Annotated in this window: 10 protein-coding genes and 1 tRNA gene; 5 read left to right on the forward strand and 6 right to left on the reverse strand. The window is 59.3% G+C overall.

All coding sequences use genetic code 11. The features are described 5' to 3' along the window. Positions 1–70: 70 nt before the first annotated feature. The 3 genes from HMPREF1494_RS01665 to HMPREF1494_RS01675 all read right to left on the reverse strand — a co-directional run bounded on the left by HMPREF1494_RS01665 (position 71) and on the right by HMPREF1494_RS01675 (position 5,136). Entirely contained in the window at positions 71–1,816 is a 1,746-nt protein-coding gene (locus HMPREF1494_RS01665; RefSeq protein ID WP_034518789.1) for an ABC transporter ATP-binding protein, read from the reverse strand. Next, positions 1,809–3,626 (reverse strand): ABC transporter ATP-binding protein, encoded by a 1,818-nt coding sequence (locus HMPREF1494_RS01670; protein WP_003837261.1) that lies wholly within the window; start codon positions 3,624–3,626, stop codon positions 1,809–1,811. Before HMPREF1494_RS01670 ends, HMPREF1494_RS01665 begins: the two co-directional genes overlap by 8 nt. 322 nt (positions 3,627–3,948) lie before the next feature. Then, positions 3,949–5,136, reverse strand: a complete 1,188-nt coding sequence (locus HMPREF1494_RS01675) for an MFS transporter (RefSeq protein ID WP_034518792.1) — start codon at positions 5,134–5,136, stop codon at positions 3,949–3,951. 189 nt (positions 5,137–5,325) lie between these two features. Between HMPREF1494_RS01675 and HMPREF1494_RS01680 the strand changes: the two genes are divergently transcribed. Together HMPREF1494_RS01680 and HMPREF1494_RS01685 are read left to right on the forward strand one after the other, a co-directional pair. Then, the gene (locus HMPREF1494_RS01680) at positions 5,326–6,045 is read left to right on the forward strand and encodes a LytR/AlgR family response regulator transcription factor (protein WP_231495290.1); all 720 of its coding nucleotides are present in this window, start codon (positions 5,326–5,328) and stop codon (positions 6,043–6,045) included. Next, positions 6,038–7,393: a sensor histidine kinase gene (locus HMPREF1494_RS01685; protein WP_034518798.1), complete on the forward strand. Its 1,356-nt coding sequence runs from the start codon at positions 6,038–6,040 to the stop codon at positions 7,391–7,393. Before HMPREF1494_RS01680 ends, HMPREF1494_RS01685 begins: the two co-directional genes overlap by 8 nt. Positions 7,394–7,457: 64 nt before the next feature. Here HMPREF1494_RS01685 and HMPREF1494_RS01690 read toward each other — a convergent pair whose 3' ends face one another. The 3 genes from HMPREF1494_RS01690 to HMPREF1494_RS01700 form a co-directional block, all read right to left on the reverse strand. After that, the gene (locus HMPREF1494_RS01690) at positions 7,458–7,733 is read right to left on the reverse strand and encodes a hypothetical protein (RefSeq protein ID WP_034518800.1); all 276 of its coding nucleotides are present in this window, start codon (positions 7,731–7,733) and stop codon (positions 7,458–7,460) included. A 26-nt stretch (positions 7,734–7,759) separates the two neighbouring features. Beyond that, on the reverse strand, positions 7,760–10,609 hold the full coding sequence (locus tag HMPREF1494_RS01695) for a glycoside hydrolase family 3 C-terminal domain-containing protein (RefSeq protein ID WP_034518803.1): 2,850 nt from the start codon (positions 10,607–10,609) through the stop codon (positions 7,760–7,762). A gap of 208 nt (positions 10,610–10,817) precedes the next feature. After that, positions 10,818–10,894: transfer RNA gene (locus tag HMPREF1494_RS01700), tRNA-Pro, on the reverse strand. A 95-nt stretch (positions 10,895–10,989) separates the two neighbouring features. On the opposite strand from HMPREF1494_RS01700, the gene lysS reads away from it, so the two are divergent. The 3 genes from lysS (at position 10,990) to menA (ending at position 14,903) form a co-directional block, all read left to right on the forward strand. After that, positions 10,990–12,666 (forward strand): lysine--tRNA ligase, encoded by a 1,677-nt coding sequence (gene lysS, locus HMPREF1494_RS01705; RefSeq protein ID WP_034518805.1) that lies wholly within the window; start codon positions 10,990–10,992, stop codon positions 12,664–12,666. A gap of 297 nt (positions 12,667–12,963) precedes the next feature. Continuing rightward, a complete protein-coding gene (locus HMPREF1494_RS11085; protein ID WP_081724083.1) occupies positions 12,964–13,458 on the forward strand; it encodes a GNAT family N-acetyltransferase in 495 nt (164 codons plus the stop codon). A 368-nt stretch (positions 13,459–13,826) separates the two neighbouring features. Then, complete coding sequence (gene menA, locus HMPREF1494_RS01715) at positions 13,827–14,903, forward strand: 1,4-dihydroxy-2-naphthoate octaprenyltransferase (protein WP_396334913.1); 1,077 nt, start codon at positions 13,827–13,829, stop codon at positions 14,901–14,903. Positions 14,904–14,986: the final 83 nt, after the last annotated feature.

The following is a 14,986-nucleotide window of genomic DNA, read 5'->3' on the forward strand; positions in this document are numbered from 1 at the left end:
GCACGTTAGGTCACTTTAGGTCATATTTCTTGATGAGGAAACCCTCGGTGCCGGGGCGGATGGGCCCGCCCTACAACGACCAGCTCTCGGCCCGGCGGCGAGCCTCGTAGAATTCGCGATACATGCCGGGCTCCGCAATCAGCTGGTCGTGGGTGCCACGCTGCAGCATGCCGCCGTCGCGTCCCATGACGATGATCGTGTCCGCATTGCGGATCGTCTCCAGCTTGTGCGCGATGACGATCACCGTCGACGTGGCACACAACTGCGCCATGCACTCGTTGATATGAGCCTCGTTTTCCACGTCCAACGCACTGGTCGCCTCGTCGAACAGTACGATCGGCGCCTGCTTGAGCACGGCGCGCGCAATGGATACGCGTTGGCGCTCGCCGCCGGACAAGGATTTGCCGCCTTCGCCGACGTTCGTCTGCCAGCCGTCGGGCAGACGTTGCGCGATTTCGCTGACGCCCGCCAACTCGGCCGCGCGCATGACCTCATCATCCGACGCTTCCGGCCTGCCAAAGCGGATATTGTCAATCAGCGTGCCATGGAACAGGTACACGTCCTGGAACACCATCGACAGCTGCGCCACGACATCCGACGCACGTTGATCGCGCACGTCGAGTCCGCCCACGCGCACCGTGCCGGCGTCCACGTCATAGAAACGGGCGATCAGCTTCGCCATGGTCGTCTTGCCGGAGCCGGACGGGCCGACGACGGCAAGCATGGAACCGGGCCGTGCGGTCCACGACACATCGTGCAGCACCGGTGCGGAAGCGGTGTAGCCGAAGCGAACACGATCGAACTCGACCGCGCCCGGTCTCGTCACCGGCTTGGGATCGGCAGGTTCGGGCAACGGTCGCTCACGCATGACGGACAGGTAGTAGTCCAAAGACTTGCGTGATTCCTCAATGCCGAGCAGCATGGCGAACATGTCGTTGACGGTGTTGGAGAACCGTAGCGAAACACCCATGCAGGCGATGCCGACGAGCGGGGAAAGCGTGCCCTGCAACGTCAATGCCGCGCATGCCATGATCATGGAGACCGGCAGCAACTGGCTGGCCATGCCGTTGAGCAGATTCGCGGCGACGCCCCAGCGCAGCGATCTGCGTTGACCCGCGGTGCGGGCATCCAACGCATCCGTCAACGGCTGGTATGGATGGCTTGCTCCGCATGAACGGAGCGCGCCTTGGCAGGTCGCGAATTCCACGAGTCTGCTTGAAGCTTCGAAATCCAGGGCAAGCATGGCGTCATCCCCGCGATGGAGCATCATCGAAGACAGTTTGCCGGCGCCCCACAGGAGCGGCAGCGGAATGATCAGCGTCAGTCCGATGCGCCAATCCCACAGCAGCATGGCCACGCACAGGGTAACGGTGCTTGCGGCGCCGGTTACCATCGGCGAGATCAGATGCGCGAATGATTGGCCGATGGACATCAGATCGTGTGTCGCGAAGCGGGAGAGTCGGCCGGCGGTGCCTTTGGCGAACCAGCCAAGCGGCAATGATGCGATTTTGTCGCCGATGCCATGCAGTGCGATGGCGAGGAAGTCAAGCGCGGAATTGTAGGAGATGACGGATTTGAAGTAGTCGATGACGCCGGACAGCACTGCGAGTATGGCCAGTACGGCCACCCACTGCCAGAAACCCAGTCCCATCACGGTGGATGCGCCGCCCAGCGTCTGCGCGGCGGGAATGATCGCGGCGAACGTCAGACCGGTGGCCACACCGGACATGACGGACAACAGCATCGCCTTGTCGAATCCGCCGACATGACCGGCCAAGGCCTCTCTCAGACATTGCAAAGTGCTGGTCTTACGCATGGTATGCGCCTTCCTGTGCTGCGATTCGATTGTGTCGTGCGACGGCATCCAACGCGCGTACGTGCGTTTCGTCGGCAAGTTGCTCGTGTGTGCCGCAGGCGACGATTTCGCCGCGATCCATGACGACCATCTGATCGGCGCCCACCACGGCGGATGGCTTATGTGCGATGACGATTACGGTCCGGCCCGCGACCAATGCGTTCAACGCCTGCTGAATCTGCGCTTCCGATTCCGGATCGACGCTGGCCGTGGCCTCGTCGAGAATCAGGATCGGCGTGTCCTTCAGCAGCGCACGGGCGATGGCGATACGTTGCTCCTGTCCACCGGACAGGCCGACCCGACCATCGATCACCGTGTCGTAACCGTGTTCGAGCGCCATGATCTCGTCGTCGATGAATGCGGCCTTGGCTGCGGTGCGGATTTGTTCCAGCGTTGCGTCGGGACGCCCCAATGCGATGTTGTCGCGAATCGATGCACGGATCAGCTGCGGATCCTGGAGTACGAAACCGACGGTGCGATACAGTTCCTCGGAGGTGATGTCGCGAAGATCGACGCCGCCGATGCTGATCGATCCTTCGGCGGGATCGTCAAAACGGGCAATCAGCGTGGCAAGCGTGGATTTGCCGGATCCGGATGGTCCGATGAGTGCGGTCATCGTGCCTGCGGCGACATTCAGACTGACGTTGTCAAGCGCCGTGGTGGGGCCGTAGGCGTAGGTCACATGGTCGATGGCCACGTCGTAGCCGTTCGGATGTTTCGGTTGCGTCGTCTCGGCGAGCGGCGTTACGCGCAGATTCCGTTCGATGCGCAATGCCGCAGCGCCGGCGAGTTGATAGCTCCACTGCATATTGCCGATCGTGGTGATGGTGGATGGCAGCATCATGGCGGTCAGCGTGGCGGCCAACACTTGCGGCGCGGTCACATAGCCGGCCTGTACCAGCAGCATGCCGACGGCGAGATTAATCGCGGTAAGCAGGGCGGGGGCGATGAATGCCTCGGCGATCGCACACCAACGAACGAGCGGCCCGCACCAATCGTTGTACTGTTTGATGAAGTCGTCGGCGGCGCGCTCGTATTGCCGCAGTGAATGACCGCTGCGGCCGAATGCCTTTACCACGGCGATGCCACTGGCGAATTCGACCATCGTACTCGACACGTTGCTGATCTTCGTGTCCATCAGCGCGGTCTTCTCGCTCATGCCGGCCATGCTGAACATCTGAATGCCAAAGTATAGGGGCAGCGTGGCGATGGAGAGCAGGGCCAGACGCCAGTCCAGCACTACGATGTAGGCGAACAATGCAAGCGGCGTCACCGTGGCCGCGGTGCCTTCCACCGGCCAGTGCGCGACCAGTGCATGCAGTGTCTCCACGTCGTCGTGAATTGATTTGCGGATCATGCCGGATGTCGATGCGTTGAATGTGGAAAGCGGTGCCCTTCCAAGGGAATCCGCCATGGCTCGGCGAATGCCGGCACCCAGCGTGCAGTCGGCGAAATGCGTGATGGACAATGCCGCGAAATAGAGGAAGCTGCGCAACATGTATGCGCCGACCAGGATGAACACATACCGCCATACGGTGTTCGCATCCGGCTGCGTATGCTGTTGCCAAGCGCGCAGCAGCACGTCTCCGATACTTACCAGCGCCGCGTAGGGCGCTACGCTCAGCAGACCTGAGATCGCGGCCAGCGCGCGCCCGCAATTCAACCTGCCTTGGATGGGCTTCATGGCTCTGTTCAAGGCGGCCTTGCCCTCCACTGCCTTTGCCTTGTCTCCGGTTTGCGCCGTGGACTCGTCGGCGACGTCATCTGCCACGGTTGGTTCCTTTCTATGCGCCCATCTCCTTGCGCGGGGATGTTCCGATGGTGATGTGCATCATAACGTAAAATGAGAATGATTCTCAATAATAATATAACATGATGCCTACCTCGAAACAATTTCAGGCAGTCTTGCAAAGCTGGATTTCAGGCATACTCCACCCTTGGAAAGACTGCCTGAAAATTGTCGTCACGGAAAAACCGTGACGATGTTCATCGTGGCAATGCTTGCGCAGAAAGTCAATACCTTGGTATTGAAAACCATGAAAAATTCCGAATGGTGATGTTCCGGCCCACGACTGCCGGAATCATCATCGGGGTCAGACGCGGACTTCGCGCATGCGCTCCATCGCCTGCGTATCCGTCTCATAGCGGCGCGTGTAGGTTATCAGGAACATGACCGCGATGATGGCGATCGGCATGCCGGAAAGTCCGGTGTAATGGTAATTCATGGCCGTGGCGGTCAGTGCGGCACCGCCGACGATCGAACCGACCGCGTTGCCGAAATTGAAGGCGATTTGCACGGCCGCGCCGGCGATGAGTTCGCCACCGCCTTGCCCGGCCTGCACCATCAGCAACTGTTGCGGAGCGGAATTGAAGAACAGGGCGAAGCCGAGCACGAACGTCAGCATCGCCGTGGACATCCGGTTTCCCGGAATCAGGAAGACCAGCAGCAGACCGACCACCGCAATCGACTGCGACAATGCCGCCGTCGCGGCCGGCTTCCACAGATCGGTCAGGCGTCCGCCGGCGATGCCGCCGAGCACCATGCCGAAACCGGCCAGCACCATAAGCAGGGGAACCGCGGAAGACGACCATCCACCGGTCTTCTGTAGCCAGGGGGAGATGTAGCTCCACCAGCAGAAGATGCCGGAATTGCCGCAGAACACGGCCAACAACACAAACCATGGGCCCGGGTGAGTGAGGAACCGGAACTGGCCCTTGATGCCGGCATCCTTGATCGGAGGCACGAACGGCACCCAGGCAAGCGTCAGCAGCATGGTCATCGCGGCCCAAGCGGCCAAAAGGCCGAATGCCACACGCCAAGACAGCATTTCGGCGAGCAGGGTGCCGGCCGGTACGCCCAACATGTTGGCTACCGTCTGACCGGTCACCATCATCGAGACGGACTGCGCCTCCTTGCCCTTATCGGCCAGGGTTTTGGCGATCAGCGTGGCCGTGCCGAAGAATGCGCCGTGCGGCAGTCCGGAAATGAAACGGGCTGTCAGCAGCATGGGGGAGTTCACGGCGACCGTGCTCAACGTGTTGCCGACCAGTGCGATGATCATGAACAGGATGATGAGGTTCTTCGGCGGCACCTTGCGTCCGAACACCAGGATCAGCGTGCCGAAGCATACGCCGATCGCATAGGCGGAAATATAGTGTCCGGCGGCTGGAATGCTCACATTCATAGCGGCGGCGGTCTGCGGCAGTATGCCCATCATCACGAATTCGGCGGCGCCCAGAATGAAGGCGCCCGAAGCCAGGGCCAGAATGCTTCTCTTCAAGGTCTCTCCTATAGGTACGGGCATACAGCGTGCGCGAGTATGTACAACGTTTGAACCAAATGTCATTTTAGGAATACCGTCGACCAGTGCGGCATGCGACGACACCGGTGTCGTGCGTATGATTTGACGATTTGTGCGCCTGTGGATTCGGGGGCCTCAGATTGCGTTTTTCCTATAATGGATCAGGTGATGCACATAGCCGTGGTCGAAGACGATGACGAATGCGCGCAGGCGGTGACGCAGTGCCTGGAGCGCTTCTCGAGCGAGCACGGCGAACCCATCGAAACCACGGTGTTCCGTGATGGCGCGGCAATCGTGGAAGACTATCGGCCGGTCTACGACATTGTGCTCATGGATATCGAAATGCCGGGCATGGATGGCATCTCGGCCGCGCGGGAAATCCGAAAAACCGACCGCGACGTGGTCATCATCTTCATCACCAACATGGCGCAGTATGCGCTCAAAGGCTACACGGTGCAGGCGCGCTCCTACATACTGAAGCCGGTCAACTACTACGGGCTTTCGATGGAACTGCAGGAGGCGATCGATTACATCAATCGCAACCGGCGCCAGAACGGACGCGCGTTGCTTCTGCCAAGTGGCGGAGGCATTGACAGGGTCAACCTGAGTGACATCACCTATATCGAAAGCCAACGGCACAACCTGTTCATACATACCACCGGCGGTGTGCTGCGCATACGTGAGTCGATGAACGCCATGGAGGCGAACATCGACGATCCGGCATTCGCCCGTTGCGGCGTGAGCTTTCTGATCAATCTGGCGTGGGTCAGCGGCATCACGGAAGGCAGGGAAGCACTGGTCGGCGGCGACCGGGTGCCGATCAGCCGGCAGAAATACAAGGATTTCATGGCGGCGCTGAGCGCATATCTGGGAGGCATCCATGATTGACGTGCTGAATCTGCCATCGTTGCTGCTGTGCGGCATCGCGGTGGAGATGGCGTTGACCCCCGCGGTGCTTCCAACGGTCGGGCCCCGCGACATGCGGCAGCGCAACGGCGTGCGCCCAGAACCGCCGGCCGGCTCGCGCATGGTCTGGTATATGGGCATCGTGATCGGATTGGCGTTGTCTATGGCAGTCGTGATCTGGGCCAAGGAGACGCTGGTCGACTTCGACACGAATTCCACCGCATTGGAGGCACCGATCTGCCTGGCCGTACTGGTGGCGTTCGCCGTGGTGCCGTTGCGCAGTGGCGTGGCGCAGGGCATCTATGAGGCGATATGGGCGCAGGTGATCGCCTCCTTGAGTTTCGAATGCATGGACTGCGCGACCATGTGGCTTCCCGATCCCATGCGCGTCATCGCACTCGGGCTGCTTACGCCGATCGTTGGCGTGGCGCTGTTCGCCGCGGTGCGGATGCGGCTGCTGCCGCAGTTAAGGGGCGGTCGCGGCGGTGTCGTAGGCAAACGCAAACTGCTGTTCGCGGTGACGCTGTGCATCATGTTCCTGCTGCTGTCGAACTATCAGATCATCTTCCTGTTGCTCGGTTCGCGTGAGCACACCTATATGATTCCCGCATTCCGCATCATGGTCGAACTGCTGAGCCTGATCACGCTGTACCTGCAGAACGACATCGAACAACGGCAGCATGCGCAGATGGAACTCAATCTGGTGCAACGATTATGGCAAAGCAAGCAACGGCAATATGAGATCTCCAAGGAGACGATCGACCTGATCAACCGCAAATGTCATGATCTCAAATACCAGCTGGCGGCATTCCGCACCATGCAGGACGACGCGGAGACCGACCGGCGGTTGGGCGAAGTGGAACGGTCGGTGATGATCTACGATTCCGCGATCCAGACCGGCAATCGTGTGCTCGACGTGGTGTTGACGGAAAAATCGCTGTACTGCGAAGCCGAGCACATCACCCTGACCTGCATGGTGGATGGCGCGAAACTCGGATTCATCGATCAGGCCGACCTGTATGCGCTGTTCGGCAATGCGCTCGACAACGCCATCGAAAGCGTGATGAAGCAACGGGATCCGGCCAAGCGTGTGATTCAGGTGTCGGTCTACCCCGACAACGGCTTTCTGATGATCCGCATACGCAACTACTGCGACGAGCCGATCACGCTGGTCGACGGCCTGCCGGCCACCAGCAAGAAAACCGACAAGGGCTATCATGGCTACGGATTGCGCGGCATCCGTTATACGGCGGAACAATATGGCGGCACGATGAGCGTGAAGATCGCTCCCGATTCCTTTACCCTGCAGGTGGTGTTGCCGCTGAATTGAAAAGGTGCGAACCCGGGGCAGCGGGCTCGCACCTGTGTTGGTTACGGGCTGTCGGAGGATTCCGTCAGCGCTTGATGGCCTTGAGCATCACGTTTTTCAGCATGCAGGCCACGAATATGACGAGGCAGACGATGAATGTCGTAAGGCATGGCCCCATGACCGTCTCGTTCGTTCCGGAGGTGAGAATGTATCCGATCGACCAGCTCAGAATCTGCACGTTCGCCACGGCGAGTACATAGACTACGCCGGCGAGAATGCCGATGGAACTGCTGGCCACGATCAGCAGCAGCCAGATGAGATTGAGGATCGGGGAATCTTTGAGATTATGCTGCGCATTCATTGCGGTTCCTTTCGAGGATGCATCCGTTACTTGCCGGAGGTGGTGACGATGGGCTGCCCGGGTGCGCACCAGGCGCGTACCGGCAGGCAGATGAACAGGGCGAGCGTCACTACCGCGAGCACCACGTCGCCGACAATCCACATCCATTCCCAGTTCACGTCATACTTGCCGGAGACCTCGGAGGCCTTGGAATTGGCGTATACGTAGAGGATGTTCTTGGCGGCGCGTTGCATGTTGCGGATGCCGGCGTCGCTTTTGAGAATGGCGTCGGTGTAGCCGCAGTCGCCGCTGGCGCGGGTGAGCATCATGTCGTTGCCGGCCATGATGGCATAGTCCGGAAGCATGTAGTAGCTGCCGCCGGGACCGACGCCGTCGGTGATGATCTTGCCTGTGAAGCCCCATTCGTCACGTGGCAGTTCGGTGCACAATGCCTTGGTGGCGGAGCTCCAGGAGGTGCCGATGCGGGAGAGTTCGGTCATCAGGCCCGTGCAGTCGGCGTTCTTGATGGCCAGTTCGAACGGACGGGCGTAGACCTCGCGCAGAGCCTGCTCGTTGCACCAGTTGGCGGCACCGTCTCGATTGGTGTCCTGCGTGTTGAGCATGTAGTGCTTGGCGTATACGTATGCGCCTTCGCCCTGCATGCCGCTGACTTCGGCCGCGCCCATCAGGCCGGAGAGGGTCGGATCTTCGGAGAAGTATTCGAAGTTGCGGCCGCCGAATGGGGAGCGGTGCGTGTTCATGGCCGGCGCGTACATGCCGACGATGCCCCAGGAGAGCGCCTCATCGGCGTAGGTGGAGCCCATCTGCTTGACCAGTTCCACGTTCCAGGTCATGCCCATGAGCACTTCGGAGGCATAGGCGTTCATCTTGGTGCCGGAGAAGTTGAAACCGTTGAGTCCTTGCGGGCCGTCGATGTCGGTGGTGGCTTTCTTGCCGACCGATTCGATGGCGGAGGTCTGCCAACCGGCGTTGCCGGTCAGTTCGACGAGTTCGTCGACGCTCATCTGCTGCACGAGCTTATCCCACTTCTCGTCGTTGTAATCCACGCCGGTCATGTCGTCGACCTTGAGGCCGTTGTCGGCACCGGTGGTCGGCGTCGCATTGTCGGAGGCATCGGCATTGTCGGAGGTCAGTACGGTGGAACCCGGCCCGTTGGCTTCGAGGCGTTCCTTGACCTTGGCCGGGATCGACGTCGGATTCAGGCGGCGTTCGACTTTCGGGAAGGTGCCCGCCAGATCCGCGCGCGACAGATAGGTCACGTTCGTTTCGAGCGAGCCGGCGTCCTGGAACTCCTGCTGGGAGGTGGCGGCCACCTTGTCGGTGGAACGCTTGCCATCATGGGCGTCGTCGTAGGTGATGGTGTTTTCCACCGTGTAGGTGAAGGTGGCGTCGTCGTTCTTCACGGTGTGACTGTCGGTGCGCAGGGTGAAGGTGTAGTCGCCTTTGTCCATCACGTAGGCTCCGGTACCCTTGTAGTCGAAGGAGGCCATGTCGTCGAAGGTCATGGTCAGTTTCACTTCGTCGGATTCGCCGGGCTTGAGTTCCTTGGTCTTGGCGAACGCGCCGAGGTCCACCGCGGACTTTTCGATGCCGCCCTTGGTGTATGGGGCGCTGTAATACAGCTGCACCACGTCCTTGCCGGCGACGTCGCCGGTGTTGGTCACCTTCACGGTGGCGGTCACTTCGCCGCCCTGACCGTCGACCTGGTAATCCTCGAGCTGCCAGTCGAAGGTGGTGTAGCTCAGGCCATAGCCGAACGGGTACTGCACGATGGAATCATAATCGCCGTAATCGTAGACGATGCCGTCCGAGGCGGTAATCACGGCCTTGTCGGCTGCGGCGGTCTCATACCAACGGTAGCCGGTGTAGATGTTCTCTTCGAAGTAGAAGTACTTGTCGCTCATCTGTTGCTGGTAATCGGTGTAATAGCAATCGCCCATGTTGTAGTAGGACGGGGCGCTCTTCACGTCGTAGGCGTAGGTGTCCACGAGATGACCGCTCGGATTGACCTTGCCGAGCAGCACGTCGGCCACGCCGCGCATGCCGGTGGCACCGGGGCCCGCGATCTGCAATGCGGCATCCACACCGGCATCTTCAAGGAAGCCGAGTTCCATGGCGTGCGACGAGTTCACGAGCACGATCACGTGTTCGAAATTCTTTTCCACGGCCTTGAGCAGGTCGGTTTCCGCGCTTTGCAGTTCCAGATAGCTTTTGCCGGCGTCCCCGCCGATCAGGCCTTCGCCGGATTCGCTGTCTGTGACGCCCATATCCATCGGCAGGTCGCCGCCTTCGCCACCCGCACGGGAGAACACGACTACGGCGGTGTCGCTGTACCGCTTGGCGCTGTCCATCATGTCGAGCACATCGGTGCATTTCGCGTCGTAGATGTTGTAGTCGCCGCCGTTGGGGGAGAACACGTTCCAGGAGCCTGCGCTCTGCGACTGCTTGGTGTAGTAGTTCCACAGATCCTCGTTGATGCTGAGGCCTTCGGCTTCGAACGACTGCTTCAACGTGTCGTTGTAGGAGGCGCCCGACGTGGAGCCGGAACCGGAGCCACCGTACACCAGGTTCACGCTACCGTAGCCGAACACGTTGATTTTCTTGGTGTCGAGCGGCAGTGCGCCGTTGGTGTTCTTGAGCAGGGTGGCGCCTTCTCCGGCGATTTCCTGTGTCAGATTGCGTGCCTTCTGATAGGTGGCCTCGTCGCCGCCTGCGCTGATCTGCTTGTTGAGATCCAGCGTGGACGAAATGGTGTTGGAATATCGGCCGAGCGCCACGTTGGCGACGATCATCACCATCGTGAGCAGTACCGTCAGTACCAGACCGAAGACACCGAATCGCTTCGATATGGGATGGAAGAACTTCCTCTTCATCATCACTCCCTCAATATGTCCGTTTGATTGGATTCAGCGGTCGGGCCGTTGCACTGCATCGTGCATGACGGTTGCCGCTGATGATTCCATTTCAGCTGAGAATGTGTGATTTCGTGTTCCGGCCGGCACCTTCGGTACGTTCCGCGGCACGTTTGGCAATCATGGGATGAGAGAAAAATGAAAAGGCGGAACCGAAGTTCCGCCTGTGTTGTGGTCGGGCTGGCGGGATTTGAACCCGCGGCCTCTTCGTCCCGAACGAAGCGCGCTACCAAGCTGCGCTACAGCCCGTTTTGCAACAGTTGGATATGTTACACGAATGAGCCATGCGCGCAAATCCGGCGTGTCGTGTGTTGTGTATTGCCATCTCGTTACACTGGGGGCTTATGACTGAGACCAACGAATCCCAAGAACATCAGAATGAAGAGGCCCCCGTTCCCGTTATGACCACGGTGGAACGCGCCGAAATGCTGCTGCGGCAGGATGCCGCGATTCGCGCCAAAATCAACGACGGCGCGACCTTGGATGAGGCTGTGGATCCGAGCAACAAGGAATTCGGCTCGCTGGCCCACCCGGAGCAGGTGCAGATGCGTGTGGCCAAGCGCGCCATGATGCTCAAGGAGGGTATCGCGCCGTATCCGGTGACCCTCGATGTGACCGACACCATCGAAGCGGTGCGTGCCAAGTACGATGGCAAGCTCGAAGCGGGCGACGAGACCGAAGACGTGGTCGGCATCGCCGGCCGCGTGCTGTTCCTGCGCAATGCGGGCGGCCTGTGCTTCGTGCAGCTGTCCGCCGGCGACGGTACCAAGATTCAGGGCATGATCTCCAAGAAGGAGATCGGCGCCGACTCCCTCAAGCAGTTCAAGCAGCTGGTCGACCTTGGTGACCATCTGTTCATCAAGGGCCGTGTGATCGCCTCCAAGACCGGTGAACTGTCCGTGTTCGCCACCGAATGGGCCATCGCAGCCAAGGCATTGCAACCGCTGCCGGCCCTGCACAAGGACCTGAACGAAGACACTCGCACCCGTAAGCCGTACATCGGCATGATCGCGGACGAGAAGATCCGCAACATGGTGCGCAACCGTTCCAAGGCCGTCGCCTCCCTGCGCAGGACCTTCGCCGACCATGACTTCATCGAGGTCGAGACTCCGATGTTGCAGACCGTGCACGGCGGTGCCGCCGCCCGTCCGTTCACCACGCACATGAACGCCTTCGACCTGGATCTTTACCTGCGCATCGCGCCGGAACTGTTCCTCAAGCGTTGCCTGGTAGGCGGCATTGACCGCGTGTTCGAAATCAACCGCGATTTCCGCAATGAAGGCGCCGACGCCACCCACGCCCCGGAATTCACCATGGTCGAGGCCTATCAGGCCTACGGCAATTACGACACCATCGGCGCACTCGTCAAGCAGCTCGTGCAGGACACTGCCATGGACGTGTTCGGCAGCCACAAAGTGACCTTGCTCGACGGCACCGAATACGATCTCGGCGGCGAATGGAAGACCATCAGCATGTACGATTCCCTATCCGAGGCGCTGGGCGAGGAAATCGTGCCGAACGGCGGCCCGGACAATCCGGGAACCTCCGTGGAACATTTGGGCGAGATCGCCGACAGGCTTGGCGTGGAACGCGACGACGTGGAAAACCACGGCAAGCTCGTCGAACACCTGTGGGAGCACTTCTACGAAGACAAGCTGTACGAGCCGACCTTCGTGCGCGACTTCCCGGTCGAAACCTCCCCGCTGGTCAAAGGCCACCGCTCCAAGGCAGGCGTAGTCGAGAAGTGGGATCTGTACGTGCGTGGCTTCGAGCTGGCCACCGGCTACTCCGAGCTCAACGATCCGGTCGTGCAGCGCGAACGCTTCGTGGCTCAGGCCAAGGCGGCGCTCGCCGGCGATGAAGAGGCCTGTGACATTGACGAGGACTTCCTCGAGGCCCTTGGCGTCGGCATGCCCCCGGCAGGCGGCATGGGTATGGGCATCGACCGACTGCTCATCGCACTGACCGGTGCCACCATCCGCGAGACCATCACCTTCCCGCTGGTGAAGCCGCTGAATTAATGCGAGGCATTAATAAGTAACGGGCTTCACGCGAGGCGAAACGGCTGACGGCCCACCGGGCCGTCAGCCCGCCAGAGCCATCCTTACAATCTGAAGCCGCTGAATTAATACGGAAATCGCGGTCGGCCTGTTCTCTCGCGACGGCAATTCCAAGGCATATCTTCGTCTCTGCGTTCTGCGAGGTGTAGCGGGCTCTTCGGGAGGGAACGGCTAAACTCCCGCATATGGGGATGTTCTTTCGCCGGGGGAGTGCGGTATGCTCAGCTTGGTACATCAGAGCCTGTGGGGGTAGACGGTATGTTTGGTTATAGAACAATAGAGGCTGCTGATGACGAAAGAATCGCTCAAATCATTCGTTCAAATTTGGAAAACCTCCATTTGAACATTCCGGGCACAGCATATTTCGATCCCGAATTAGATCATTTGAGTGATTACTATAATGGCCATTCGGATAAACGCATCTATTTTATCGCATTTGATTCTGAAGAGGATATTGAAAAACAGATTGTTGGCGGTGTTGGCGTAGCGGAATTCGATGGAATAGATGATTGCGCCGAGCTTCAAAAACTCTATTTGGATGATTCTGCCAAAGGAAAAGGCTATGGAAAAGAACTGATGCAGATAGCCGAAGATTGGGCAAGGTCTGCAGGTTACAGAAAACTGTATCTTGAAACCCATACGAATCTTTCGGTGGCTTTGAAATTGTATGAAAGAATGGGTTTTCATCGAGTTGAAAAGCCATGTTCGACACAGCACGGCGCAATGAATCGTTTCTATGTAAAAGAACTGTAAGATGTCGGCAAATTACGGCTTATCACGCTTGTGCATAGCAGGATCTGTATCTGGAAATTGGAATTATCGATAATAATCGGCATAACGCTTGATTGGCTTTTTTGTTCTGCTGCTGCCTATGCTCATCAAGCCGAAAATACTACGGAAGATAGAAAATATACTTTGGGTAAACAAAGATAAACCAAGCGACCCGTATCTTGCATGCATGTGAGGGCAGGGCATGTCCGGGAATGTGGTCAAGACCTACACCAAACATGCCGTGGCGAAATTCAACGCCAGAACGAGAGGTCGGGCGATTGACATGTGACTCACCGAAAAATGGGAATGCTTGAAAACTGAATCCCGCGCGTAACCCTAGAATGGCACTCATGAAAATGTCGACTTGGATTCGCGGCGCTCGTTTGAAGACCCTGCCATTGGCGATTGCCCCGGTGATCATCGGAACCGCGTTGTCATGGAAGGGCGTGTTCGTCTATTCGCAGGGTGGTGACATACTGCACGAGCCGTGTCCGTTCTTCGGAGGCCAACATGATCTGAGGGAGACGAAACTCGGTTCGATGGTCGGTACATGCCAGACTTCCCTGTCATGGTTCGTACTGGTGGCGGTGCTGTGTGGTTGCGTGGCGCTGTTCCTGCAAATCGCCGCGAACTTCGCGAATGACTACTCCGACGGTGTGCGCGGGATGGATGAAGGTCGAGGAGCCGATATGGAGCCGGGCCGCTCCTCCGCCGGAACACTGCCGACCCGTGACACGCCGCGTGGCCCGGCCCGATTGGTCGCTTCGGGCGTGAATCCCAGGGCGGTGTTGGCGGCGGCCGGAATCAATGCACTGATTGCCTGCCTGTGTGGCTTGGTGGTATGCGCGTTGACCGGATACTGGTGGTTCATCTTGGTCGGCTTCGCCTGTCTCGTGGCTGGCTGGTGCTATGTCGGTGGCAAACATCCTTATGGCTACCGTTGCCTGGGTGAGGTGTTCGTCTTCGTCTTCTTCGGCCTCGTCGCCACCTGCGGTACGATGTTCGCCCTGTCCGGAACGGTTTCGCTTTCCGGTGTCTGGGGTGGGTGCGCCGAGGGTTTCGTCGCGGTGACGGTCCTGTGCGTCAATAATCTGCGCGACATCGAATCAGACCACGACCATGGCAAGCATACCTGGATGACGGCTTTGGGGCGGTCGAAGGGAGCCGTCCTGACCATCTCATTGCTGACGATGGCCTCGGCCATGGCGATCCTGTTCCTTCTTGTGCTTTGGCGGTCCACGTTCGTCGCGAAAAGCGTTCCAGCAGTATCAATCGTGCCGATTGCGGCAACCCTCATCATGTGCGCGATCCATGCTGCGGCCATCGCGGCCATCGCGAAGGAGCGCTATAAGGCCGCGTTGCCGCTTTGCTCCCTGGGATCACTCGTGCTGGCCGTGACGTTCGCGGTGTCGTCGATGTTCATGTAGCCGGTCGATTTGCGGTGTATGGGCGGGTCTGCAAGTGACCATCGCGGTCAATCGGGCAGAGTGGAATCCTGCCAAAATCAGAT

It is taken from the genome of Bifidobacterium sp. MSTE12 (genome assembly GCF_000513015.1).
Lineage (GTDB): Bacteria > Actinomycetota > Actinomycetes > Actinomycetales > Bifidobacteriaceae > Bifidobacterium > Bifidobacterium dentium.

Coding starts and splice junctions, on each gene's coding strand:
- HMPREF1494_RS01665 (WP_034518789.1), bottom strand. CDS start 1,816: ATGCGTAAGACCAGCACTTTGCAATGTCTGAGAGAGGCCTTGGCCGGT.
- HMPREF1494_RS01680 (WP_231495290.1), top strand. CDS start 5,326: ATGCACATAGCCGTGGTCGAAGACGATGACGAATGCGCGCAGGCGGTG.
- HMPREF1494_RS01685 (WP_034518798.1), top strand. CDS start 6,038: ATGATTGACGTGCTGAATCTGCCATCGTTGCTGCTGTGCGGCATCGCG.
- HMPREF1494_RS01690 (WP_034518800.1), bottom strand. CDS start 7,733: ATGAATGCGCAGCATAATCTCAAAGATTCCCCGATCCTCAATCTCATC.
- HMPREF1494_RS01695 (WP_034518803.1), bottom strand. CDS start 10,609: ATGATGAAGAGGAAGTTCTTCCATCCCATATCGAAGCGATTCGGTGTC.
- lysS (WP_034518805.1), top strand. CDS start 10,990: ATGACTGAGACCAACGAATCCCAAGAACATCAGAATGAAGAGGCCCCC.
- HMPREF1494_RS11085 (WP_081724083.1), top strand. CDS start 12,964: ATGTTTGGTTATAGAACAATAGAGGCTGCTGATGACGAAAGAATCGCT.
- menA (WP_396334913.1), top strand. CDS start 13,827: ATGAAAATGTCGACTTGGATTCGCGGCGCTCGTTTGAAGACCCTGCCA.